Source organism: bacterium (assembly GCA_037128595.1).
Classification (GTDB): Bacteria; Verrucomicrobiota; Kiritimatiellia; order CAIKKV01; family CAITUY01; genus JAABPW01.
This window is the reverse complement of sequence record JBAXWB010000008.1, coordinates 44,936-69,319: the sequence shown is the minus strand read 5'-3', so window position 1 is coordinate 69,319 and position 24,384 is coordinate 44,936. Positions and strand designations below refer to the sequence as shown.

At 56.4% G+C, this 24,384-nt stretch carries 20 protein-coding genes and 2 tRNA genes; all 22 read left to right on the top strand.

Annotation, left to right across the window (positions count from 1 at the left end; all coding sequences use genetic code 11):
* Positions 1-33 precede the first annotated feature (33 nt).
* The 22 genes from WCS52_06625 (at position 34) to fusA (ending at position 24,377) form a co-directional block, all read left to right on the top strand.
* A complete protein-coding gene (locus tag WCS52_06625; GenBank protein MEI6166850.1) occupies positions 34-957 on the top strand; it encodes an ROK family protein in 924 nt (307 codons plus the stop codon).
* A 224-nt stretch (positions 958-1,181) separates the two neighbouring features.
* A complete protein-coding gene (locus WCS52_06620) occupies positions 1,182-2,219 on the top strand; it encodes a rod shape-determining protein (protein ID MEI6166849.1) in 1,038 nt (345 codons plus the stop codon).
* 85 nt (positions 2,220-2,304) lie between these two features.
* Positions 2,305-3,141, top strand: a complete 837-nt coding sequence (mreC, locus tag WCS52_06615; protein MEI6166848.1) for a rod shape-determining protein MreC — start codon at positions 2,305-2,307, stop codon at positions 3,139-3,141.
* A 10-nt stretch (positions 3,142-3,151) separates the two neighbouring features.
* Positions 3,152-3,658, top strand: coding sequence for a rod shape-determining protein MreD (gene mreD, locus WCS52_06610; GenBank protein ID MEI6166847.1), 507 nt, complete (start codon positions 3,152-3,154; stop codon positions 3,656-3,658).
* Complete coding sequence (mrdA, locus tag WCS52_06605; GenBank protein ID MEI6166846.1) at positions 3,659-5,485, top strand: penicillin-binding protein 2; 1,827 nt, start codon at positions 3,659-3,661, stop codon at positions 5,483-5,485.
* Positions 5,482-6,660, top strand: a complete 1,179-nt coding sequence (rodA, locus tag WCS52_06600; protein MEI6166845.1) for a rod shape-determining protein RodA — start codon at positions 5,482-5,484, stop codon at positions 6,658-6,660. Before mrdA ends, rodA begins: the two co-directional genes overlap by 4 nt.
* A gap of 25 nt (positions 6,661-6,685) precedes the next feature.
* Entirely contained in the window at positions 6,686-8,287 is a 1,602-nt protein-coding gene (locus WCS52_06595; GenBank protein MEI6166844.1) for an Rne/Rng family ribonuclease, read from the top strand.
* Positions 8,288-8,515: 228 nt separating this feature from the next.
* Positions 8,516-8,591, top strand: a tRNA-Thr gene (locus WCS52_06590).
* A gap of 69 nt (positions 8,592-8,660) precedes the next feature.
* Complete coding sequence (tuf, locus tag WCS52_06585; GenBank protein MEI6166843.1) at positions 8,661-9,869, top strand: elongation factor Tu; 1,209 nt, start codon at positions 8,661-8,663, stop codon at positions 9,867-9,869.
* Between the two features lie 72 nt (positions 9,870-9,941).
* Positions 9,942-10,094 (top strand): 50S ribosomal protein L33, encoded by a 153-nt coding sequence (rpmG, locus tag WCS52_06580; protein MEI6166842.1) that lies wholly within the window; start codon positions 9,942-9,944, stop codon positions 10,092-10,094.
* Between the two features lie 15 nt (positions 10,095-10,109).
* A tRNA-Trp gene (locus tag WCS52_06575) sits at positions 10,110-10,185 on the top strand.
* Positions 10,186-10,205: 20 nt separating this feature from the next.
* Positions 10,206-10,412, top strand: a complete 207-nt coding sequence (gene secE, locus WCS52_06570) for a preprotein translocase subunit SecE (protein ID MEI6166841.1) — start codon at positions 10,206-10,208, stop codon at positions 10,410-10,412.
* 23 nt (positions 10,413-10,435) lie between these two features.
* Entirely contained in the window at positions 10,436-10,987 is a 552-nt protein-coding gene (nusG, locus tag WCS52_06565) for a transcription termination/antitermination protein NusG (protein ID MEI6166840.1), read from the top strand.
* 48 nt (positions 10,988-11,035) lie between these two features.
* Entirely contained in the window at positions 11,036-11,461 is a 426-nt protein-coding gene (gene rplK, locus WCS52_06560) for a 50S ribosomal protein L11 (GenBank protein ID MEI6166839.1), read from the top strand.
* A 2-nt stretch (positions 11,462-11,463) separates the two neighbouring features.
* Positions 11,464-12,147 carry a 50S ribosomal protein L1 gene (gene rplA, locus WCS52_06555; protein MEI6166838.1) on the top strand — a complete coding sequence of 228 codons (684 nt, stop codon included), beginning with the start codon at positions 11,464-11,466 and terminating at the stop codon, positions 12,145-12,147.
* A gap of 17 nt (positions 12,148-12,164) precedes the next feature.
* On the top strand, positions 12,165-12,683 hold the full coding sequence (rplJ, locus tag WCS52_06550) for a 50S ribosomal protein L10 (protein ID MEI6166837.1): 519 nt from the start codon (positions 12,165-12,167) through the stop codon (positions 12,681-12,683).
* 36 nt (positions 12,684-12,719) lie between these two features.
* The gene (rplL, locus tag WCS52_06545) at positions 12,720-13,118 is read left to right on the top strand and encodes a 50S ribosomal protein L7/L12 (GenBank protein MEI6166836.1); all 399 of its coding nucleotides are present in this window, start codon (positions 12,720-12,722) and stop codon (positions 13,116-13,118) included.
* Between the two features lie 86 nt (positions 13,119-13,204).
* Positions 13,205-17,032 (top strand): DNA-directed RNA polymerase subunit beta, encoded by a 3,828-nt coding sequence (rpoB, locus tag WCS52_06540; GenBank protein MEI6166835.1) that lies wholly within the window; start codon positions 13,205-13,207, stop codon positions 17,030-17,032.
* A gap of 76 nt (positions 17,033-17,108) precedes the next feature.
* Positions 17,109-21,242 (top strand): DNA-directed RNA polymerase subunit beta', encoded by a 4,134-nt coding sequence (gene rpoC / locus WCS52_06535; protein MEI6166834.1) that lies wholly within the window; start codon positions 17,109-17,111, stop codon positions 21,240-21,242.
* A gap of 68 nt (positions 21,243-21,310) precedes the next feature.
* A complete protein-coding gene (gene rpsL, locus WCS52_06530) occupies positions 21,311-21,688 on the top strand; it encodes a 30S ribosomal protein S12 (protein MEI6166833.1) in 378 nt (125 codons plus the stop codon).
* Between the two features lie 14 nt (positions 21,689-21,702).
* Positions 21,703-22,176, top strand: coding sequence for a 30S ribosomal protein S7 (gene rpsG / locus WCS52_06525; protein ID MEI6166832.1), 474 nt, complete (start codon positions 21,703-21,705; stop codon positions 22,174-22,176).
* Positions 22,177-22,253: 77 nt separating this feature from the next.
* Positions 22,254-24,377 carry an elongation factor G gene (gene fusA, locus WCS52_06520; protein MEI6166831.1) on the top strand — a complete coding sequence of 708 codons (2,124 nt, stop codon included), beginning with the start codon at positions 22,254-22,256 and terminating at the stop codon, positions 24,375-24,377.
* Positions 24,378-24,384: the final 7 nt, after the last annotated feature.

Here is a 24,384-nt window from a genome sequence, read left to right as displayed (position 1 = left end):
GCCGGCCGCACTATTTTGGGAGGATTTTGAAGGATGAGCCTAGAAGGATACAAGGCGGAACGTTCCCGCGAACTTTTCCTGGGATTCGATGTGGGGGGGACCAAGTGCGCGGGAGTGCTCGGTAATGCCGCAGGTGAGGTTCTGGAGCGTCACGAATGGCCGTCACGGGTTGAGCGGGGGCCGGAGGCAATGCTCGCCGATTTTCTGGCGTATGCGAAAAGTGCCCCGGCCGTCACCTCGGTGGGGGTCTCAATCGGTGGGCCGCTGGATGCGCTCAACGGCATTGTGTTGTCCCCACCGCACCTACCGGGGTGGGATAAGGTGCCCTTGAAGGCACGCCTGGAACAGGCGCTTGGGATCCCGGTGTATGTCGCGCATGACGCTGCGGCCTGTGCGCTGGCCGAATATACCTGGGGTGGCTGGCGGGGCTGCCACAGCCTGATCTATCTCACCTGTGGTACCGGTTTCGGCGCGGGGATCATTATTGATGGCAAGATTTACAGGGGAGCTGGCGGACACTCCATTGAAATTGGGCACGCGCGGTTTGCGCCTGATGGTCCGGAGGCGTTCGGCAAAGTGGGAAGCAATGAGGCGTACTGTTCAGGGATGGGATTGGGTCTGTTGGCCCAGTGGAAGCTGGGGCAGACGTTTTCCCCGAAGGAAGTGGTCGAGCGGGCCGCAAAAGGTGACCTTGGGGCTCAGGAGGTGATTCGCATTCATGCCGAAGCGACCGGTCAGGTTTGCGCCAATCTGGCCGACACCCTGTTTCCTGACGTGATTCTGCTTGGCAGTCTCGCCCGGCATATCGGGGCCTCCTGGCTGGATCTCGTTCGCGCACGGTTTGACCTGGAGGCTCACCCCCACGCCCGCCGGTTGTGCACACTGCAACCCGCCAGTCTAGGCGACCGGTTGCAGGACCTCTCTGCGCTCGTGGTGGCGATGCAAGCCCCTTCCTGATTTTAACCTTAATTTTCCCTTTTCCTGGTGTAGTAGCGGGTTTTAAGATTATGTGTATGAACGGGCTACGGATTGGCCTGTTTTGGTGGCCGAGGACTGATTGGTCACTTAATGTTGATCCGCAAATGGTTTACTGCTTGACGGGGCGGGTTGATTTCCGCAGATTACTCACCAAATGTTGTCTTAAAAGGCTTCAGGATGACGTGTTGGAATAAGGAACCGCTATGTTAAATTTCTTGCTTGGGCTGTTTTCTGAAGATATTGGGATCGATCTGGGCACAGCCAATACCCTGGTATTTGTGAAAGACCGGGGCATTGTGCTCCGTGAGCCATCGGTGGTTGCCATTCAGGCCGGCACCCGCCGGGTGTTAGCGGTGGGTGAGGAAGCCAAGCAGATGTTGGGGCGCACCCCGGGGGGGATTGTAGCGATTCGCCCCATGAAGGCGGGCGTGATCGCGGATTTTGAGATTACCGAGGCGATGTTGAAGTATTTCATCCGCAGGGTTCATAATCGACGCACGATGGTGCGGCCGCGAGTGATTATTGCGGTGCCCAGTGGAATTACAGAAGTTGAGAAGCGTGCGGTCAAGGATTCGGCCATGCACGCCGGGGCGCGTGAAGTGTATTTGATTGAGGAGCCGATGGCGGCGGCGATCGGGGTCGGGTTACCTGTACAGGAACCGGCCGGGAACATGATTGTGGACATCGGGGGTGGTACCACTGAGGTGGCGCTGATCTCGCTGGCTGGCATTGTGTTCTGTCGCAGCGTTCGCGTCGGTGGCGATGAGATGGACGAATTCATCGCCCAGTATATGAAACGGGTTTACAATTTGATGATCGGTGAACGAACGGCTGAGGCTATCAAGATGAAGATCGGTTCCGCATACCCGCTGGCGGAGGAATTGACCATGGAGGTCAAGGGACGGGATCTTGTCTGTGGTCTACCCAAGACCCTCACGGTAACCTCAGAGGAAATCAGGGAGGCGCTCCAGGAGCCGCTGTCATCCATTCTGGATGCCATCCGGGTGACCTTGGAACGTTGTCCGCCTGAACTTGCCGCCGATTTGGTGGATCGCGGTATGGTGATGTCCGGTGGTGGATCGCTCCTGCGGGGGATTGATCTGCTGATTGCCGAACATACCGGCCTGCCGGTCCATCGCACCGATGACCCGCTGAGCGCGGTGGCTGAAGGGACAGGCGTGGTGCTCTCTGAGCTCAACGTGCTGCGCCGTATCGCCACCGGGGAACAGCGCACATACTGATCTTCTCTCGAACGACTCTTCTCGTCCAATGCTGGTTCAGGTTTAAACACACCCCGAGGGGTGATGGGATGAGGGGTTTTTTGACGTGAGGGATCGTACATTTGTTTTAGGAGTGGTGCTGGCGACCTTTTTCCTGGTTCTCCTGAACCTGCCGTCGTCCGTGTCGTCTTCATTGCGGGGCTTCTTTCGTGGAAGCATGGCCACCTATCAGGGCGGGGTCACCCGCTTTGTGTCGCGCGTTCACCAGACCTCCTCCGCGGTCGGCAATATCAGTGAGGTGATACAAGAGCGCGACCAGTTGGCCAAGGAGGTGGGCGTGCTGAGGGCTCAGCTCCGCGGACTGGATGGTGTCATGCGTGAAAACGGGGAATTACGTACCCTGACCGGCTTCAAAAAGCAATCGAACCTGCGGACGGTGGCCTGTGAGGTGATCGCCCGTGATGACGGGTATGGCTGGTGGCAGACCATCCGCCTCGACAAGGGGCGGAACGAGGGCCTTGCGGCGGATATGCCGGTGATCACTCCGGAGGGTCTGGTCGGGCGCATCATTGAGGTGAATGGCCACACCTGCGACGTCCTGTTGATTTCGGATCGCTCCTTCAAGGTGTCCGTGCGGTTTGAGCAGGATGGGTCATTCGGGATTCTTCAGGGGGGCGGGATTTCCCTGAGGGGCGAACACCGTTTCGGGGTGCTGTGTATGCCGAGCCCGGCCCGGGTGGATTACATCCGGAAAGATCTGGAAATAAAGGCAGGGGAAATGGTGGTGTCGTCGGGGTTCGGGGGGGTGTTTCCTGCCGGCCTGGTCGTTGGGCGGGTGGTCGGGGTCCGGCTGGATGACACCGGGCTTTTCCAAGTGGCGGAGGTCGAGCCGGCCGCTGACCTCGCCCGGCTCCAGCGGGTGTTAGTGGTGACGGGACCGTGAGATTATTGAGATGACAGCTGCAATCATGATTTTTTTATTGCTGGTAGGCGGGCTCTTGCAGAGCCTGATCCCTGCATCGGCCTGGTTGGGGCTTTCCAAGCCGCCCTTCCTGATGGCCGTGGCGCTCTATTATGCCCTGGCCCATCCCCGCGGGACGGCGGTGACCGCCGCCATCCTGGCCGGGATTATTCAGGATTCGATGAGTCTGCTGCCGGTGGGCTATTCCTCGCTTTGTTTTGTGATATTCGGGGTGTTTCTGGCGGAGACACGCGAGAAACTGTTCGGGGATAGTTTGTTTACGGTGGCCATATTGGGGGCCAGCCTGGGCGCCCTGACGACACTGGGGTTGTATTTGATGTTGAGCCTTAACTCTCTTGCGGATGCCATCCCGGTGTGGTGGGTCGCCCTCAAAATGGGCGGCACTGCGCTGCTGGGACTTGGGGTTGCCCCCTTGGTGTGGTGGTCGGCCGCGATGCTTGAGCGTCACGTGGGCCTGACCTATGTGGGGGAGCGGTAAATGGACGCAGGGGAAACCATACTGTTAGAGGTGAAACGCATCAGGATGGTGCTGCTCATCATGCTGGGTCTGCTGCTCCTGCTGGCCGCGATGCTGTTTGACCTTCAGGTATCCCGACGGCCTGAGTTTGAGGCAAGCCTGCACAAGCAAAGTGTAAGGCGGATCCGGCTTCCGGCCCCGCGTGGGCGGATTTTTGACCGGAATCAGGTGTGCCTGGCTGATAACCAGCCCTGCTACTGCCTGGCCTTCAATCTGGAAGATCTGCGCCAGCCGGGACGCTGGAAAAACACCGTGACAGAGGTGCAGCGCCGGATCGGGGAGCTGAAGGGGCTGATGGGGCGGAAAGCCATCATCACCGAGGAGGATATCTGGACCCATATCCGGCGCCGGCTCCCGCTGCCGCTGGTGGCCTGGCGGAGCCTCGATCCCGCCGCCTTGGCGCGACTGGCGGAGTCATCGGTGGATATGAAGGGGGTCGATATTTATGTGGAGCCCAACCGGGTGTATCCGAAGGGGGAATCGGCCGCCCATTTGCTGGGATATGTGGGGAAAACGGACTTTTCCGCCGCGGATATGGATGGCTTCCAATATTATCTTCCCGAAATGGATGGAAAAATGGGTCTCGAGCGTCAGTTCAATAAAATGATGCTGGGGGAACCCGGGGAGCAATTGGTGCGCATTGATGCCTCTGGCCTGAAACGTGCGGAGCGGACGGATAAGGTCGCCGCCCCGGGGGCCAATCTGATTCTGGCGATTGATTCCCGGATTCAGGGCCTGGCGGAAGCGGCGATTCGGGATGTCCCCGGGGCGGTCGTAGTGTTGGATCCCTCGAATGGGGATGTACTGGCGTTGGCCAGCTCTCCGTCATTTAACCCCAACCAGCTGATGCCGGTCTTCCCGAAGGCGCTCTGGGAGCAGCTCAATAACGATCCGGCCAAGCCCATGCTGAATAAGGCGGTGGCAGAAGTGTATGCCCCCGGCAGCATATTCAAGCCGGTAACAGCCCTGGCGGCCTTGAATAGCGAGTCCGTCTCGGCGGCAACCACCGTGACCTGTCCGGGTTACTTTATGGTCGGGAATAAGGCTATGAAATGCTGGAATCCCAATGGACACGGGGTGGTTGATCTGAGGCGGGGGATTGAACAGTCCTGTAACACCTATTTCATCACCATTGGCCTGAAATGCGGGAATGAGGCGATCTCCGACCTGGCAAAATTGTTCGGTTTGGGTGAGAAGACGGGAATCGAGCTCGATCGGGAGGCGGCCGGGATTGTGCCGACCCCGGAATGGAAACAGAAATACTGGCACGATGACTGGCGGAATGGCGATACCTGTAATTTCTCGATCGGACAGGGCGCGCTCGCGGTGACCCCGTTGCAGATGGCGGTGGTGGCCGCCACCCTGGCCAATGGCGGGGATGTGTTCCGGCCACGGCTGGTATTGGGCCTGACCGATGTGGCGGGGAATACCTTGACCAATTATCCGGTGACCCAGGTGCGGCATCTGCCCATTGCCCCTGAGACCATGCAACTGGTGCGGAGAGGCATGCATGATGTCGTGATGGCTCCCACCGGGACCGGGAAGCGGGCCAGCATCCCGGGCATTGAGATGGCGGGCAAGACGGGGACTGCGGAGTACGGGGAGAAAGAAGACCGGAAGAAGCACGGGTGGATGATTTTGTTTGCCCCCTATGACAAGCCGCGTTATGCCGTGGCCATGGTGGTGGATGATGCCGTGTCGGGCGGGTTTACGGTGGGGCCACGTCTGCATGACCTCATGATGGGGATATTCAAGGTGTCTGAAGGTTCAGGGGAGGGGGAGGGATGAGTGCGCTGGCCTCACACCTTAAACTGCTGCGCCGCATGAACTGGGTCATGCTCCTGATGATTATCGGGTTGATCTCGGTGGGAGTCTGCTTCATCTATAGTGCCACCCTGATGCGTGAGGATGCCACTGTGGATTTGTATGCCAAACAGATCAAATGGGCCTTGGCGGGGCTGGTGTGTTATTTTGGCACCACGCTGTTCGACTACCGCCGGTTACGGGATGTCTCGTGGCTTTTTTATATCGTGGCGGTAGTGCTGCTGGTGGCGGTGCTCTTTTTCGGGACTCGCATCTATGGGGCCCGGCGCTGGCTGATGTTTATGGGGGTGGGGGTGCAGCCGTCCGAGATCGGCAAGTTAGCGGTGATCACGCTGAGCGCCTGCCTGCTGAGTCCGGCGGCGGAGAAGTTTGCCCGGCTTCCCCCTCTGTGGCGGCTGTTCCTGCTGGCGGGAATTCCCATGGCGCTGGTCATGAAAGAGCCTGACCTGGGAAGCGCCCTGGTCTATCTGCCGGTGCTGGTGGCGATGATGTTTGTCGCGGGGACCCGCATCAAACCGCTGGTGGTCATGGGGGTGAGCGGCGTGGTGGCGGTGCTGTTGGTGCTGGCCGCGGTGGCGTTGCCCGAAAAGATGGGAATGTCGCCGGAGCATCAGGAGCAGTTCTTCAATGCCATCCGGCTGAGCGACTATCAGCGTGACCGGATTGAGGTGTTTCTTCAGCCCGGTAAGGACCCGATGGGGAGCGGATGGAATAAACGCCAGTCGGAAATTGCTGTGGGGTCGGGTGGCCTCACGGGTAAAGGGTTTTTGGGGGGAACGCAGAATATCCTCGGGTTCCTGCCGCGTACGGTGGCGCCCACGGATTTTATTTTTTCCGTGATTACGGAGGAGCTGGGGTTTATAGGGGCACTGGGAGTGCTGACGCTGTATGGAGGACTGGTGCTCTGCGGCTTATACGCGGCCATGGTGGCGCGTGATAAGATGGGGCGGGTATTGTGTGTGGGGATTGTCATGATGGTGTTCACCCATGCATTTATTAATATGGCGATGACGATCGGGGTGCTGCCGGTGGTGGGGATCCCCCTGCCGCTGGTCAGCTACGGTGGAACATTTATGGTGATTACGCTGTTTGCTTTAGGTTTGATACAAAGTGTGTATGTGCGGCGGCCGGGAACGTGACCGTTGTCAGGAAAGGATGTGTGGGATGTTTGGATTTAAGTTTGGAAGAAAGAGTTTTAAGCGCGAAATTGTGATTAATGCCGAGAGTCTTGAGACCCGCGTGGCGGTGCTTGAGAACGGGAAACTGGAGGAGTTCCAGGTGGAGCACCCCAGCGAGGAGCGCATTGTGGGCGGGATCTACAAGGGGGTGATCAAAAACCTTGAAGACGGCCTGCAGGCCGCCTTTGTGGACATTGGTCTCAAGAAAAATGCCTTCCTGCATTATTGGGACATGATCCCCGAGGATGCCGCCCGGTTGGAGGCGGCGGAAGACATTACGATCCGCAACATGACCAAGAAAAAGCGGCACACGAGCGCGGAAATCGCGCGCATGTTCCCGATCGGGTCGGAAATTGTGGTTCAAGTCACCAAGGGGCCGATCAGTACCAAGGGCCCGCGCGTGACGGCCAATCTGAGCATTCCGGGCCGGTATCTGGTGATGCTGCCCGGGAGCAACCTGAAGGGGGTCTCGCGGAAGATTGAGGATGAAAAAGAGCGGCTGCGCCTGAAAAAGGTGCTGGCCCGCCTGCCCTCGCCGGAGGGGGTCGGGATGATTATCCGTACCGCGGGCATGGGCGCCCAGCAGCGTAGTTTTGTCCGCGACATGCGGGCGATGGTGGATGTGTGGGGAGAGATCAGCCGCGGCATCAAGGAGACGCCTGCGCCTTGCTGCCTGTACGAAGAACTGGATCTGGTGGAGCGCGTGGTGCGTGATTGGTTGACGGAGGACATTGACCGCATTGTGGTGGATGATCCGGTCAAGGTGGAGAAGATCAAGGATCTGGCTTCGAAGATCTCGCGTCGCGTCCGGTCCCGTATCCAGCAGTACGAGGGGGCGGCCCCGATTTTCGACCACTTCAACATTGAACGCCAGCTGGAGAACGCCTTTGCCCGCAAGGTGATGCTGAAGTCCGGCGGTTACATTATCTTTGAGGAAACCGAGGCCTTGATCTCGGTGGACGTGAATACCGGCCGGCACAAGGGGGCCCAGACGCAGGAGGATGTGATCTTTGAGGTCAATACCGAGGCGGCCGAGGAAGTGGCCCGTCAGCTCCGGCTGCGCAATGTCGGCGGGTTGATTGTGGTCGACTTCATCGACATGAAGCAGAAAAAGAACCGGAATGCCGTGTACAAGACGATCAAGGACGCCCTGCACCGCGATAAGGCCAAAACCAATGTCCTGCAGATTTCGCATCTCGGCTTGCTCGAGATGACGCGGCAACGCGTGGATGAAGGCGTCCTCTCCTCGATGTTTGTGGATTGCCCCTACTGCAAGGGGAAGGGAAGCGTCAAGTCCCCGCTCTCCATGAGTGTGGAGATCCAGCGGCAGATCGTGGCGCTGATGCGCCGGTTCAAGGATGCCGGGCAGAACCGGAAGCTGCAGATTGTGGTCCATCCCACAGTGCTGGAACGGCTCCGCAAGGAGGATGAGGCGATCCTCATGAATCTGGAAAGCAAGTTTGCGGGCTATTTGAGCTTCCGGGCAGATCCCGGACGGCATGTGGAGGATTTCGATATCCGGAATGCGGAAAGTGGCGAAATGTACTTCACCACCATTACCCGGCCCGTCGAGGTGAGGCCTGGTTAATGACGAAGGGCGACGCCGGCTAAAATCTAAAAAATTAAAAAAGAAAATTATCCTGTTGACAGAAATCCGGCTTATGGTAGCGTCTGCGGTCTGTTTTTGGGTGAATGAGTCCATAAGTTGAACGTGAATAACGTGGCAGGGAGCGAATTTCCCGTTGTCGGATTTGATGAAGGCAACAGGAAGTCGTCTTTTTGTGTTTGTTGGAAGCTAAAAGGGAATAATCGCGAGGCCCCCGTAGCTCAGTTGGTAGAGCACGTCCTTGGTAAGGACGAGGTCAGCGGTTCGATCCCGCTCGTGGGCTCCATGATTTTAGTATGACCGGATTGGCTGGTCAAAGTGGAACTGAAAAAGAGAATAAATTAGGAGTACGACTATGGCGAAAGAAACATTTAGCAGAACCAAGCCGCATGTGAATGTAGGTACGATCGGGCACGTTGACCATGGCAAGACCACACTGACGGCGGCCCTTACTTATGTGCAGTCCCTGCGCGGGCTGAGCACGTATATCAAGTATGACCAGGTTGCCAAGGCCTCGGAATCCCAGGGTCGTCGCGATCCCACCAAAATTTTGACCATTGCCACCTCGCACGTCGAGTACAGTTCTGACGCCCGGCATTATGCCCACGTCGACTGTCCGGGGCATGCGGACTATGTCAAGAACATGATCACGGGTGCGGCGCAGATGGATGGCGCCATCCTGGTGGTCAGCGCGTCGGACGGTCCGATGCCTCAGACCCGCGAGCACATCTTGCTTGCCCGTCAGGTCGGTGTGCCGAAAGTGGTCGTGTTCCTGAACAAGGTGGACACGGTGGATGATCCCGAGCTGTTGGACCTTGTCGAGCTCGAGATTCGCGAATTGCTGAGCAAGTACGACTATCCCGGTGACGATACCCCGATTATCCGCGGGAGCGCCCTGGGGGCCATCAAGGCGACCACCGCCGATGATCCCGGTTGCAATTGCATCAAGGAATTGATCAATGCGCTGGATACCTTCATTCCGGAACCCGTCCGCGTCATCGATCAGGCGTTTCTGCTTTCAATTGAAGATGTGTTCTCCATCGAAGGTCGTGGCACCGTGGTGACCGGCCGTATCGAGCGCGGGATCATCAAGGTGGGTGAAGACGTCGAGATCGTCGGGCTGAAGCCGACGGTGAAGACGACCGTCACCGGTGTGGAGATGTTCCGCAAGCTGTTGGATCAGGGCCAGGCGGGCGATAACGTCGGTTGCCTGCTCCGCAGCACCAAGAAGGAAGATGTCGAACGCGGCCAGGTGTTGGCGAAGCCGGGTTCCATCACTCCTCATACGACCTTCAAGTGCGAAGTGTATGTGCTGAGCAAGGAAGAAGGGGGTCGTCATACGCCGTTCTTCAAGGGCTATCGCCCTCAGTTCTACTTCCGCACAACGGATGTAACGGGCGACATTACCCTGCCTGACGGCGTGGAAATGGTGATGCCGGGTGATAATATCAGCATGACGGTGACGTTGATTGCGCCGATCGCCATGGAGAAATCCATGCGCTTCGCTATCCGCGAGGGTGGGCGTACGGTGGGTGCCGGTACCGTGTCTGAAATTCTGCAATAATTAATCGTCCGGCTGCGGTCGGACAATGGTGGCCGGGCGGTTCGCCGCCCGTGCCCATAAGGATGGTTTGAAATGCCGAGGGAACTGGTCACTCTCGCTTGCACCGAGTGCAAGCGGCGGAATTATACCACTACGAAGAACAAGCGGCTTACTCCGGATCGTATGGAGATTAAGAAGTATTGTCGTTTCGAGAAGAAACATACGGTGCATAAGGAGACCCGTTAAGGGTTAGCCTGATACAGGCCAGTAGCTCAATTGGCAGAGCGCCGGTCTCCAAAACCGGAGGTTGGGGGTTCGATGCCCTCCTGGCCTGCCAAATCAGCGCGGAGTAATCTTGTGAGCAAAATAGCCGACAGCTTTCAGAAGACGAAGTTCTTTCTTGCCGACGTGAAGAATGAGCTGCGTAAATCCACGTGGCCGACGCGCGGGGAATTGATCGAGTCCACGGTGGTGGTGATCTTGTCGGTGGTATTGTTTGCCGTGTTCGTGGGTCTTTGCGACGTGGTCCTGAGGCAGGCGATCGGCCTGCTGGCGCGTCACTAACTTATAGCAAGTCCGGGGTTTTCATGAGTGAAAAACAATGGTTTGTTCTGCATACGTTGACTGGCCAGGAGGCGAAGGTCAAGGAAAGCATTGAGCGCCGCCTGGACAAGGAAGAGATGCGCGGCTATGTGGATCAGGTGCTGATCCCCACGGAAAAAGTGTCTGAGACCAAAAAAGGGGTCAAAAGCGTCATTACCCGGAAGTTCTTTCCCGGTTATGTGCTCGTGAGCATGTCGCTCTACGGGGATGACCGCAAGGTGATCGAGACCGTTTGGTACTTTATCCGGGAAACCCCCGGGGTGATCGGGTTTGTGGGTGGAGATCGGCCGGCGCCTCTACGGCCGGATGAAGTGGAGCGGTTGCTGTTCCAGGTGGAAGAGAAAAAAGAGAAGGTCAAGCCGAAAGTGATCTATGACATCGGTGAAACGGTCAAGATTACGGATGGCCCCTTCATGAATTTCACAGGGACGGTGGATGAAGTGGATGCGGATCGCGGGAAGCTTAAGGTGTCGGTTGCGATTTTTGGTCGCACGGCTCCCGTGGAACTGGAGTACTGGCAGGTTGAACGGCAGTAAGCCAACGGATTGGCGGGAAACCCGCGGATCAGATGTCGAGGAAAAGATATGGCAAAGAAAGTAACAGGAAAAATCAAGCTGCAGATTCCCGCCGGGCAGGCGAATCCGGCACCCCCAGTTGGGCCGGCACTCGGCCAGCACGGGGTGAATATCATGCAGTTTTGCAAAGAATTTAACGCGGCCACGCAGAATAGCGCGGGCTTGGTGATTCCGGTAATTATTACCGTGTACCAGGATCGCTCGTTCACGTTTATCACGAAGAGCCCGCCCGCCTCATCTTTGTTGAAACGGTCTGCGGGATTGGCCAAGGGTTCAGCCCAACCGAACCGCGATAAAGTTGGCAAGGTGACGCCCCAGCAGGTGCTGGAAATTGCGCGCCAGAAGATGAACGATCTGAATGCGACAGACGAAAACCACGCCGCCCGCATGATTGAGGGGACGGCTCGCAGCATGGGAATCGAGGTAATTCGTTAGCCATGGCGACGCACGGTAAAAAATATCGTAAGGTAGCCGAAAAGACCGAAGACAAGGTTTACTCCGTGTCCGAGGCAATCGACTTTCTGAAGGCAAATAAAATTGCCAAATTTGATGAAACCGCCGAACTCGCGATTCGGCTTGGTGTTGACACCAAGAAGACGGATCAGACCGTCCGTGGCACCGTGGCACTCCCGCATGGGACCGGTAAAACTGTCCGTGTGGCCGTTTTTGCGGCAGGGGCGGCAGCGGATGCGGCCCGGGCCGCCGGTGCTGAATTCGTCGGTAACGAGGATCTGATTGAAAAGGTCAAGGGCGGTTGGGTGGATTTCGATATCGCCATTGCCACGCCGGAAGCCATGAAGGAAGTCCGCAAACTCGGTAAAGTGTTGGGCCCCCGCGGTCTGATGCCAAATCCGAAAACGGGCACGGTTTCGGATGATACCGCCTTTGCGGTCCGCGAGAGCAAGGCGGGTCGCGTGGAGTATCGGATGGACCGGAACGGCAACGTGCAGGTCCCCTTCGGGAAACTGTCATTTGAGGCCGTTAAGCTTCAGGACAATGTCAATGCGGTGATCGCGGCGATTGCGTCAGCACGCCCGGCGGCCGCCAAGGGTGTCTTTATTAAACGGTGTACGCTCAGTTCCACGATGGGGGTTGGCCTCCGCGTAGACGTGCGTGAGTAACGAAAAGGTTGGGTTCAATGAGACCAGAAAAACAATCAATTCTAGGGGAATTAACTTCCCAGGTGAACGATTCAACCTTTGTCTTTGTTGCGGAATACCGCGGCATGAAGGTGGAACAGTTCTCGGACCTTCGCCGGAAACTCGGTAAAACGGGCGCGCGCATGCAGGTTGTGAAGAACCGGTTTCTGCGCCTGATTACGAAGGACAAAGGGTGGCAGGATCTGGATACGTCGCTGAAGGGCCAGTCGGCCATCGTGACGGGCACGGATCCGGTTCAGGCGGCCAAGACGATCAAGCAGTTCTGCACGGCGTGCGGGATGCCGGTGGTCAAGGCGGGCGTCATGGGGAATGTTATTTTGACATCCTCTCAGATTGATGCCTTGGCTGAACTGCCGCCTCGCGAGGTGCTGTTGAGTCAGTTGGTGGGTACAGTGGCGGCTCCGCTCACGCGTCTGGTTGGCGTGTTGAAGCAAAAGGTGTCCACCATCGTATACGTATTGAAGGCGGTTGAGGACAAAAAGAACGCAACGAAGTGACGTTTGAGTGTAGTTGATTAGCAAGGGAGATATACCATGTCTGAAGAAATCAAGTTAGATGCGAAAATGGAAGAAATTGTCAAAGCAGTTGAAAACATGACCGTTCTGGAGCTCTCGCAGCTCGTTAAGGGTCTGGAACAACGCCTGGGTGTGACGGCGTCAGCCCCGATGGGAATGATGGCGGCAGCTCCTGCGGGCGCTCCGGCGGCAGCGGCAGCGGAGAAGACGGAATTCAATGTGATCCTGGCCGCGGCCGGTAGCAACAAGATTGGCGTCATCAAGGAAATCCGTGGCATCACCGGGCTCGGCCTGAAGGAATCCAAGGATCTGGTCGAAGGCGCACCGAAGACCGTCAAGGAAGGCATTTCCAAGGACGAGGCCGCCAAGATCAAGGAAGCCTTGGAGAAGGCTGGCGCGACCGTCGAAGTCAAGTAACCTGATTTCTGGGTGGTGTGTTACGACGGGCGGTCGTGTGACCGCGGTGTTGGTGTGCTGGAAACCCGGTGCAACAGGTGCTGGCTATGGTTGAGAGAACGAACTTTGGAAAACTGGTTGAGGTAATCGAGCCGCCTAATCTGATCGAAATTCAGACGGCGTCGTATAAGGATTTCCTTCAACTTGACATTGCCCCTGGCGCACGTAAGCCCATGGGGCTGCAGGTGGTATTCAAGGAAGTCTTTCCCATTGAAAGTTATGATGGGCGTTACGCACTCGATTTCGTGAAGTATGAGTTTTCCTTACCCAAGGCCGACCCCTACGAAACGTTACGCGAGGGTCAGACTTTCGCGGGGACGCTGCATGTCACGTTCCGGTTGAAGGATGGCGAGGAAATCCGCGAAGAGACCGTTTATATGGGCGAAATCCCGCTTATGACTAAGCAGGGAGCGTTCGTTATCAACGGGGCCGAGCGGGTGATCGTCAGCCAGTTGCATCGTTCTCCAGGCATCTGTTTTGAGCAGTCGGTTCACTCCAGTGGCAACATGCTGTACTCCTTCCGCATCATCCCGGATCGCGGGTCATGGGTTGAAGTACAGTTTGATGCTTCCGATCTGCTGTGGATCTATATGGATCGACGGCATCGCCGCAGGAAGTTCCTGGCGGTGACATTCTTGCGGGCGTTGGGCTATGGATCGGATGACGATCTGTTGTCACTGTTCTACACCTTCCGCAAGCTGAAGATGAGCGAAACCAGTACTGCTGAAAAACTGGTGAACCTGGTCTTCCGCGAAGATGTGATCGATGTCGACTCCCAGACGGTTCTGGCACGGCGCTATGAGCCTCTGTCTGAAAATGTTCTGGCCCAGATGAAGGCCGCCGGTTTCAAGGATGTGGATGTCGTTGACGTCTCTTGGGATTCCGGAATCATGCTGAAGAGCATTAAGGAAGATCCGACGCATTCAATGGATGACGCCCTGAAGGACATCTATTTGCGTTTGCGCCCCGGCGACCCTGCGACGGTCTCGAATGCCCGTCAGTTGCTGAAGCGGTTGTTCTTCGACGTCCGGCGCTATGATCTCGGCCGCGTGGGCCGTTACAAGATCAATCAGAAATTGGATGGCGAAATCAATGACGCCATCGGCCTGATTGATACCATCATGGCGCGCAAGGATGCCAAGGAGAAGGATGCCTTTATCACCGTCACCGATGAAGAGCGCCTGCGCACCTTGAATCCTGATGGCAGCGACTTGATCGCGGCGATCCGTTATTTGATCAGTATCCGGAATGGGCAAGGGATGGTGGATGATATTGATCATCTGGGAAGCCGTCGGTTGCGCACCATCGGGGAATTGATCGAGAATCAGTGCCGTGTGGGCCTGGCCCGTGCGGAGCGGTTGGTTCGTGAGCGCATGACGTTATTTGATCCCAATACCGGGACCTTGACGCCTCAGCGGCTGGTCAATCCCAAAACCCTGTCGGCGGTGGTCAAGGATTTCTTTGGACGGAGCCAGTTGAGCCAGTTCATGGATCAGACCAATCCGCTGTCGGAACTCGCCCATAAGCGGCGGTTAAGCGCCTTGGGCCCGGGCGGGTTGAGCCGTGAGCGTGCCGGATTTGAAGTCCGCGACGTTCATAGCAGTCATTATGGTCGTATCTGCCCGATTGAAACCCCTGAAGGTCCGAATATCGGTTTGATTTCGTCTCTGGGTATTTACGCCCGGATCAATGAATACGGCTTTATCGAGACGCCCTACCGCAAGGTAAATAACGGAACCGTGTCTGATGAAGTGGAGTATCTTAGCGCCGATCGCGAGGAGAAATTCATCATTGCCCAGGCCAACACGCCGTTGGATGCAAAGAGCCGGATGTCCCGCGAGGCGATTGCCGTTCGTCACCGGGGTGAATTCCTTGAAGTGCCTAAAGAAAAAGTCGACTTCATGGACGTCTCGCCTAAGCAGGTCGTTTCTGTGGCGGCTGGCTTGATTCCCTTTTTGGAACACGATGATGCCAACCGGGCCTTGATGGGCTCGAACATGATGCGGCAGGCCGTGCCTCTGATGGAAACAGAGCGTCCGTTCGTGGCGACTGGATTGGAAAATCGTATTGCCCGTGACTCGGGGGTGCTCGCATTGGCTGAAGAGCCGGGCGTGGTGACCTACGTGTCCGCGAATAAAATCGTGGTCACGAGCGACAAGGCCGCCAAGAAAAAGGATGCGGATCGCACCTATGTCCTGAATAAGTTCATGCGCTCCAATGCCGGAACCTGTGTCAACCAGAGGCCTGTGGTCAGCGTCGGGCAGAAGGTCCGGATGGGCGATGTCCTGGCGGATGGTCCTGCAACCCGTGACGGTGAGTTGTCGATTGGCCGGAATGTGCTGGTCGGGTTTATGCCCTGGAGCGGTTACAACTTCGAAGATGCCATTCTGATCAGCGAGCGAGTCGTCCGCGAGGACGTGTTCACCTCGGTTCACATTCAGGAGTTTGAGGTGGGCGCCCGGGATACCAAGCTGGGTCCTGAGGAAATCACCCGGGATATTCCCAACGTCGGCGAAGAAGCCTTGCGCAATCTCGGCCCTGACGGGGTCATCCGCATCGGTGCGGAAGTGAAGCCGGATGACATTCTGGTGGGCAAGATCACGCCCAAGAGTGAAACCGAGCTGGCGCCGGAAGAGCGATTGCTCCGGGCCATCTTCGGCGAAAAGGCCGCTGATGTGAGGGATACCTCCCTGACGGTTCCGAGCGGTACCTACGGGATCGTGATGGATGTCAAGGTGTCTGCTCATAAGGATATCGCCCGCGAGAAGATGACGCCGACCGAACGCAAGCGTCAGGCCAAAAATGTGACGCAGGAGCAGGCGGGGAAGAAACAGGAACTGATTGATCAGTTAACTGAAGCCCTCAGCAACATTCTCCTGGGAGAAAAGATTCCGCTGGATGTGCTGAATATTGATTCAGGCGAAATCATTATCCCGGCGAACCGCAAAATCACCAAAACATTGCTCCGGAAACTGGCTAACGAAAGTGCTCACATCGCGATCGAAAGTAGCCCGATCCAGATCAAAATTCAGGAAATCATCGCCGAGCATCAGCAGAAATTTGTCGAGCTTGAACATGAGTTCGAGAACGCCATTGACCGGCTGGAGAGCGGGGACGAGGTTGACCAGGGGATTATCAAGCAAGTCCGGGTGTATATCGCGAGCAAGAAGAAATTGTCCGTAGGTGACAAGATGGCCGGACGCCATGGTAACAAGGGCGTGGTCGCCAGGATCCTGCCTGAGGCGGATATGCCTTTCCTGCCGGATGGAACGCCGGTGGATATCGTGCTGAACCCGCTGGGTGTGCCGTCTCGTATGAACGTCGGACAGGTGCTGGAAACCCATCTGGGGTGGGCCTGCAAGATTCTCGGGCTCTATGCGAGCACCCCGGTCTTCGATGGTATTTCCGAGAAACGTATTCATGATTTGATGGATGAGGCGAAGCTTCCGTCGGATGGTAAGACGCAACTGTTTGATGGGCGAACGGGCGAACCGTTTGATCAGCGGGTGGTTGTGGGTTATATCTACATGCTGAAGTTGCATCATTTGGTGAGCGACAAGATTCATGCCCGTGCCGTGGGTCCCTATTCCCTTGTGACTCAGCAGCCGCTGGGTGGTAAGGCGCAATACGGTGGCCAGCGTCTCGGTGAAATGGAAGTGTGGGCGCTGGAAGCTTATGGAGCCGCTTATGCTCTGCAGGAATTGTTGACCGTCAAGAGTGATGATACCACCGGACGGACACGAATTTACGAATCTATCGTAAAAGGTGAGAATGTACTTGAGGCGGACCGCCCTGAGTCGTTCAACGTCTTGATCAATGAGCTGAGAGCTATTGGTTTGGATGTGCGGGCTGAAGCGAAGGAAAAACGAGTTTAACGGAGGCGGCGGCAACGCTGAGTCACCTATGTCGGAACGTACCTTTACAAATTCTGCCGCCCGTGAGCGGCTTGGAATGCCCCTGATGGAGGGGTTTGATTCCGTGAATATCTCCCTGGCCTCGCCGGACACAATCCGGGCGTGGAGCCATGGTGAGGTTAAAAATCCCGAGACGATCAATTACCGGACCTATAAGCCGGAAAAGGGCGGCTTGTTCTGCGAACGGATTTTCGGACCCACCCGGGACTGGGAATGCAGTTGCGGAAAGTACAAGCGCATCAAGCACAAGGGCGTGATCTGCGACCGTTGCGGCGTTGAAATCACCCAGTCGCGGGTGCGTCGTGAACGCATGGGTCATATTGATCTGGCGGTGCCGGTTTCGCATATCTGGTTTTTCAAGTGCACTCCCAGCCGCCTTGGGCTGGTGCTGGACATGACCGCGCGTGCGCTTGAGCGGATCCTGTATTATGAAGATTACGTGGTGATTGAGCCGGGGGATACCCCGCTTCAGGAAAAACAGCTTCTGAGCGAGATGGAATACCGGGAGGCTCAGGATAAATATAGCGATGCCTTCGTCGCTAAAATCGGCGCCGAAGCGGTACGTGATCTAATGAAAAAATTAGATCTCGAAAAGGCGATGGTTGAGCTGGATGCGCAAATGGAAACCACGCGCAGCAAGCAGATCCGCAAAAAGATTTCCAAGCGGATGAAGGTGCTTGAGGGCTTTTTGACCAGTAACGCCCGTCCGGAATGGATGATTTTCGAGGTGTTGCCCGTGATCCCGCCGGACTTGCGGCCTTTGGTGCCTCTGGAGGGCGGGCGCTTTGCCACCTCTGATCTCAATGATCTTTACCGGCGCGTCATCAACCGGAATAACCGGTTGAAAAACCTGCTGCAACTCAAGACGCCTGATGTCATCATCCGGAACGAAAAGCGGATGTTGCAGGAAGCCGTCGATGCGGTGATCGATAACGGCCGGCATGGTCGTGCGGTCACCGGTGCCGGCAATCGGCCGCTGAAATCCCTGAGCGATATGCTGAAGGGTAAAGGGGGCCGGTTCCGTCAGAATCTGCTGGGGAAACGTGTGGATTATTCCGGACGGTCAGTGATTGTGGTCGGACCGGAACTTAAGCTGCATCAGTGCGGGCTGCCCAAAAAGATGGCCTTGGTGCTGTTTGAGCCTTTTATCATCCGGCGTTTGAAGGAGATGGGGGTTGCGCATACCGTCCGTTCCGCTAAAAAACTGATTGATAAACAGTCCGATGAGGTCTGGGCGATCCTTGAGGAGATTACGCGTGACAAGACTGTCATGCTGAATCGTGCCCCCACCTTGCATCGCTTGAGCATTCAGTCATTCGAGCCTACCCTGGTTGAAGGGGAGGCCATTCAGGTCCATCCGCTGGTGTGTACGGCTTATAATGCTGACTTTGACGGTGACCAGATGGCGGTGCACGTGCCGTTGTCCATCGAGGCTCAGATTGAGTCCCGGTTGCTGATGCTGTCGCCCCATAACGTCTTTTCACCCTCCAGTGGCCGTCCCGTGATGACGCCCACCCAGGATATCGCACTGGGAATCTATTATCTGACGTCCTCCGCACAGAAGGACCGGATTAAAGAGGTCCGCCGGAAAAAAGAAGGCAAGGCTCAGGAGCAGGAACGCCTCCCCATCTTTTCCGAGGCCAGTGAAGTCCGGTTGGCTTATGATGATGGAGCTTTGAAGATTCATCACCGGATTCGTTTCCAAAACCCGGATCTCAAACGGACAACCGTGTTTGGTGACACCAATTCCAAGATGTTGGTAACCACCGTGGGACGCGTGTTTTTCAACGAGATTCTGCCTGACACCCTCGGATTTGTGAATCGCTGCTGCGACAAATCATTCCTGGGTAAATTGATCTGGCACTGCTACCGCCAGAGCGGTAACGCGGTGACCGTGCGTGTGCTTGACAGCCTGAAGAACATCGGGTTTGAGCATGCGACCCTGGCCGGGATTTCCATCGGTCTGTCGGACATGATTATTCCGTCTGAAAAAGAAGAAATCATTGCCAAGGCTCACAAGTCGGTGGCTGAAGTTGAGAGCCAGTACCGTCGCGGTATCATCACTGACGGGGAACGATACAACAAGATTGTTGATATTTGGACCCAGGCCACGGACGAGACCTCTAACGCCATGTATCGTGCCATTGAGGAAAACGGGGATAGCGATGAAGCCAATCCGATTTTCATGATGGTAGACTCCAAGGCTCGTGGTAGTCGCCAGCAGATCCGGCAGTTGGCGGGTATGCGCGGTTTGATGGCCAAGCCGTCAGGTGAAATTATTGAGCGTCCCATTGTGTCGAATTTCCGGGAAGGCTTGAGCGTTCTGGAATATTTCATCAGTACGCACGGTGCACGTAAGGGGTTGGCGGATACCGCCCTTAAAACCGCTGACGCTGGGTATTTGACCCGTAAGTTGGTGGATGTGGCCCAGGACGTGAGAATCATCGAGCAGGATTGCAATACCCTGAACGGGATTGAAGTCAAGGCGATCGGCGAGGGCGACGAAAACGTCGTGTCTCTGGCGGATCGGCTGAAAGGGCGTACCGCTCTGAATGACATCGTCCACCCGGTAACCCGTGAGGTGATTGTTCCGGCGGGCGGGCTGATTGATGAAGTCGTGGCCGAAGTGATCATGAACGCCGATATCGAGAAAGTCCGTATTCGCAGTGTTCTGACCTGTGAATCCAAGCGCGGCATCTGTGCCAAATGTTATGGACGGGATTTGTCGAATGGCAGCCCTGTGGAAATCGGTACGGCCGTGGGCATCATTGCCGCCCAGTCGATCGGTGAGCCCGGCACGCAGTTAACCATGCGTACGTTCCATATTGGTGGTACCGCCAGCGCGGTATTCAAGCAGCCGCATGTGATCGCGAAGCATGACGGGACGATTCAATACACGAACATGCGTACGGTCGTGAATGATCAGGGAAGCTTTGTTGTCCTCAATAAAAACGGATCGGTGGGCGTATTTGATGACACCGGTCGTGAGGTGGAACGCCACTCGATCGCAATCGGGGCGCTCATTTCAGTGGCCGACGGCGGTCACGTCAAAAAGACGCAGAGCTTCATCGAGTGGGATCCGTACAGTGTGCCGATTCTGGCGGAAAAGCCCGGTGTGGTGCATTTCCAGGGCTTTATTGAGAACGTGACCGTCAAAAAGGATGTCGATCAGTCGACCGGTTTGATGGGGACCGTGGTTCTGGAGCACAAGGAAGATCTGCATCCGCAGATCGTGGTCTCCCATGGCAACAATGAGCCGGCCTCCATTTACAATATTCCCGCGGGCGCTCACGTCATGATCAAGGACGGTAAGAAAGTCGCCGCCGGTGAGGTCCTAGCTAAAACTCCTCGCAAGGAGTCGAAGACGAAGGATATTACAGGCGGGTTGCCCCGTGTGGCGGAATTGTTCGAAGCCCGGCGCCCGAAAGATGCGGCAGAGATTGCCAAAATTGACGGGATTGTCGATTTCGGCGCCAATCAGCGCGGACGGCGCTGTTTGCTGATCCGTGATTCGGTCACCAATGACGAGGAGCAGCATCTGATTCCGATGGGCAAGCATATCGTCGTCTATAAGGGCGACTACGTGCAGAAGGGCCAGCAGCTGACGGAAGGCCCCATTGTTCCTCAGGAAATTCTCGAGATTTGCGGACCGCAAGAACTTCAGGAGTATCTGGTCAATCAGGTGCAGGAAGTGTATCGGCTGCAGGGCGTTGAAATCAATGACAAGCACATTGAGATCATCGTGCGGCAGATGTTGCGCAAGGTCCGGATTACCGACGCCGGCGATACCGATTTCCTCTGGGGCGAGCAGGTTGAAAAGCAGGCGTTCCAGGAAGTCAATGCCAAGGCATCGGCGGAAGGAAAGCGTGCCGCGGAAGCGTCTCCGGCGCTTCTGGGGATTACCAAGGCGGCTCTGGAAACGGAAAGTTTCATTTCGGCGGCTTCATTCCAGGACACCACCCGGGTGCTCACGGAAGCGGCGACCCTGGGACGTATCGACACATTGTATGGTTTCAAGGAAAATGTAATTATGGGACATTTGATACCGGGCGGGACGGGTTTCCCGATGTTCCGGAATATCAAATTAGTGCCTCTGGCTGAGCCGATTCCGGAAGAGGATCTGCGCCAGGAAAGCGAAGAGTTAAAGAAAGCCAAAGAACTGCTGGGATAAAGCTTGACAGGAATACGGTGCTTCGGGCATCTTTACACGCTTTGCGTTAAAAAGGGATAACGAAATTTATGCCAACGATCAATCAACTTGTGAAATACGGACGTAAACAGGTCCGCTATAAAAGTAAATCTCCCGCGCTGAAGAATTGTCCTCAGCGCCGGGGTGTGTGTCTCTCAGTTAAGACGCAGACGCCCAAAAAGCCGAACTCGGCGCTACGTAAAGTGGCACGTGTTCGCCTGACGAATGGCGAAGAAGTAACGGCTTACATCCCGGGCGAAGGGCACAATTTGCAGGAGCATAGTGTTGTGCTGGTCCGTGGCGGGCGTGTCAAGGACCTGCCCGGTGTCCGGTACCACATTGTTCGTGGGACGTTGGACACATTGGGCGTTGAGGGACGGCACAGGGGCCGTTCTAAATATGGCGTCAAAACACCGAAAAAAGCGTAGGACGGCGCAAGATTATGGGACGAAGACGAAGAGCAGTGCGGCGGACGGTTGATCCGGATCCGAAGTATAACAGCGAGCTGGTCGGCCGGCTTGTCAACCACTTGATGAAGGTGGGCAAAAAATCGGTTTCGGTTAATATTGTGTATGATGCCTTGAAAGTTATTCAGGAAAAACATCCTGATGGCGATCCTTTGGAGATTATCCTCCGGGCTATCAGCAATGTGAGCCCGAAAGTGGAAGTCAAGTCCCGCCGTGTGGGTGGCGCGACGTATCAGGTGCCTGTGGAAGTGTCTCCTGATCGTCAGGGCGCTCTGGCCATGCGCTGGATCATGCAGTACGCCAAGACGCGGAAGGGTGTTCCGATGCGTCGGGCGTTAGCTCAGGAAATTTTGGATGCGTATGCCGAACAGGGCAATGCGATCAAGAAACGCGACGAAACGCATAAGATGGCGCAGGCTAACAAGGCCTTTGCGCATTATCGATGGTAATGATGATTTGATTACAATTCCCGTCGTCTTATCGGGCGACGGGACTTGTTTGTTTGCAGACCACAATGGAAACGGTTTTGGAACAGAATAAAAATAGTGGATCAGCAGGGGAGACCCGCCCGCGTGAAGCGGCGGATCGCCTCCGGCCTCTATCTGCTGTTCGCAATATCGGGGTCATTGCTCACATTGATGCGGGCAAGACCACGACCAGCGAACGGATTCTCTTCTATGCCGGTCGCGTGCACCGCATGGGCGAAGTCCATGACGGGACCGCCGTGATGGATTGGATGCCTCAGGAAAAAGAACGCGGCATCACGATCACCAGTGCCGCGACCATGTGTTTCTGGCGCGATCATCAGATCAATCTGATCGATACTCCCGGACATGTCGATTTTACCGTTGAAGTGGAGCGCTCCCTTCGCGTACTGGATGGCGCGGTAGTGGTGTTCTGCGGCGTGGGCGGGGTGCAGCCCCAATCGGAAACCGTCTGGCATCAGGCTGACCGTTACCATGTTCCGCGCATTGCATTTATCAACAAAATGGATCGCGTCGGCGCGAATTTCGCTTCCGTGGTCGAACAGATCCGGGTCCGGCTCGGGGCCCAACCGGTTCCGATCCAGATTCCCTGGGGAAGTGAAGATAGTTTTACCGGATTGGTCGATCTGGTCACGATGCAGGCCGTTTCGTTTGACGATACCACCTTCGGGTCCACGCTGAAATATCTGCCCATTCCGGAGGAGATTGCGGTGGAAGCGGAACGGGCACGCGCGGCCATGATTGAGGCGTTGGCAGAACATGACGAGCGGGTGCTTGAGGCCTATCTGGAATGCCCGGATGTGCCTGCCTCGATTCTCAAGGCCGGCATACGCCGCGCCACGCTGGCTCAGGCGATCACGCCCGTGTTGTGCGGGTCGTCGTTGCGTAATAAAGGCGTCCAGCATTTGCTTGATGCCGTCGTTGATTTCCTGCCGTCGCCGCTGGATGTTCCCGCGATCCAGGGCGAACATCCCAAAACGCGTGAAGTGGTGACGCGTGAGGCCGACGATTCCGCGCCCCAGAGCGCGCTGGTTTTCAAATTGATGAGTGACCCCTACATGGGCCGTATGGCGTTTGTCCGTGTGTATTCCGGGCAGATTAAGCAGGGGCAGAATGTGTTCAACCCCCGCACCAAGAAGCGTGAACGGGTGATGAAGCTGGTCTTTTTGCATGCGGATGACCGGAAAGATGTGGACGTCATTCATGCCGGTGAGATCGGTGCGATTATCGGCCTGAAGAATGTGACGACCGGGGATACCCTGTGTGTCGAAAATGCGCCGGTGGAACTTGAGCGTATCCGTTTTCCGGAGCCGGTCATCTCGATGGCCATCGAGCCCAAGTCCCAGGCGGATCGCGACAAATTGAATGACGCGTTGAGTGCGCTGGCGGCGGAAGACCCGACCTGTGTGGTCACCAAAGATCCTGACTCAGGTCAAACCCTGCTGAGCGGGATGGGCGAGTTGCACCTTGAGATTTTGAAAGATCGTATGTTCCGGGAATACAAAGTCCAGGCCAACGCCGGACGCCCGATGGTTTCCTATCGTGAGACCATCACCGCCCCGGGGCATGGCCTGCACCAGTTTGATCGCGAAATCGGCGGGCAGCGACAGTTCGGCGAAGTGGTGCTTGATGTCGAGCCGGCGGCGCGGGGTGCGGGTATTGAAATTGAATTTGAAGTGTCTCAGAACCGGATCCCTTCGGCCTTCAGGGCCAGCGTGGAAGAGGGAATCCGTGATGGGCTGACAACAGGTGTCCTTGCCAACTATTCGTTGGTGGATGTAAAGGTGCGAGTGGTGGGCGGAGAGTTCCGCGATCAGGAATCCACGGAAGTGGCGTTCCGGACGGCGGGAGTCATGGCATTGCGGGAGGCGGTTAAAACCGCTAAACCGGCAATTCTGGAGCCTATCATGTCCCTGGAAATTATAGTTCCAGCGGAGCATCTGGGTGATGTGCTGAACGATGTGAGCGCCAGACGCGGCCATGTTCAGAATATGGTTGGGAAAGAAACTGTGCAGGTAATCCATGCGCGGGTTCCGTTGGCGGAACTTTTCGGTTACTCTACTGCGGTCCGGTCATTAACCCGGGGGCGTGCGAGTTACACAATGGAGCCGGCCTGTTTTGATGTGGTGCCGGAGGCGATACAAAAGCAACTTCTGGAACGGTGAGTGAATG

Bases quoted from the DNA above. Each gene is read 5' to 3' on its own strand.
- WCS52_06625 (MEI6166850.1), top strand. From the start codon at position 34: ATGAGCCTAGAAGGATACAAGGCGGAACGTTCCCGCGAACTTTTCCTG.
- WCS52_06620 (MEI6166849.1), top strand. From the start codon at position 1,182: ATGTTAAATTTCTTGCTTGGGCTGTTTTCTGAAGATATTGGGATCGAT.
- mreD (MEI6166847.1), top strand. From the start codon at position 3,152: ATGACAGCTGCAATCATGATTTTTTTATTGCTGGTAGGCGGGCTCTTG.
- mrdA (MEI6166846.1), top strand. From the start codon at position 3,659: ATGGACGCAGGGGAAACCATACTGTTAGAGGTGAAACGCATCAGGATG.
- rodA (MEI6166845.1), top strand. From the start codon at position 5,482: ATGAGTGCGCTGGCCTCACACCTTAAACTGCTGCGCCGCATGAACTGG.
- WCS52_06595 (MEI6166844.1), top strand. From the start codon at position 6,686: ATGTTTGGATTTAAGTTTGGAAGAAAGAGTTTTAAGCGCGAAATTGTG.
- tuf (MEI6166843.1), top strand. From the start codon at position 8,661: ATGGCGAAAGAAACATTTAGCAGAACCAAGCCGCATGTGAATGTAGGT.
- rpmG (MEI6166842.1), top strand. From the start codon at position 9,942: ATGCCGAGGGAACTGGTCACTCTCGCTTGCACCGAGTGCAAGCGGCGG.
- nusG (MEI6166840.1), top strand. From the start codon at position 10,436: ATGAGTGAAAAACAATGGTTTGTTCTGCATACGTTGACTGGCCAGGAG.
- rplK (MEI6166839.1), top strand. From the start codon at position 11,036: ATGGCAAAGAAAGTAACAGGAAAAATCAAGCTGCAGATTCCCGCCGGG.
- rplA (MEI6166838.1), top strand. From the start codon at position 11,464: ATGGCGACGCACGGTAAAAAATATCGTAAGGTAGCCGAAAAGACCGAA.
- rplJ (MEI6166837.1), top strand. From the start codon at position 12,165: ATGAGACCAGAAAAACAATCAATTCTAGGGGAATTAACTTCCCAGGTG.
- rplL (MEI6166836.1), top strand. From the start codon at position 12,720: ATGTCTGAAGAAATCAAGTTAGATGCGAAAATGGAAGAAATTGTCAAA.
- rpoB (MEI6166835.1), top strand. From the start codon at position 13,205: ATGGTTGAGAGAACGAACTTTGGAAAACTGGTTGAGGTAATCGAGCCG.
- rpoC (MEI6166834.1), top strand. From the start codon at position 17,109: ATGCCCCTGATGGAGGGGTTTGATTCCGTGAATATCTCCCTGGCCTCG.
- rpsL (MEI6166833.1), top strand. From the start codon at position 21,311: ATGCCAACGATCAATCAACTTGTGAAATACGGACGTAAACAGGTCCGC.
- rpsG (MEI6166832.1), top strand. From the start codon at position 21,703: ATGGGACGAAGACGAAGAGCAGTGCGGCGGACGGTTGATCCGGATCCG.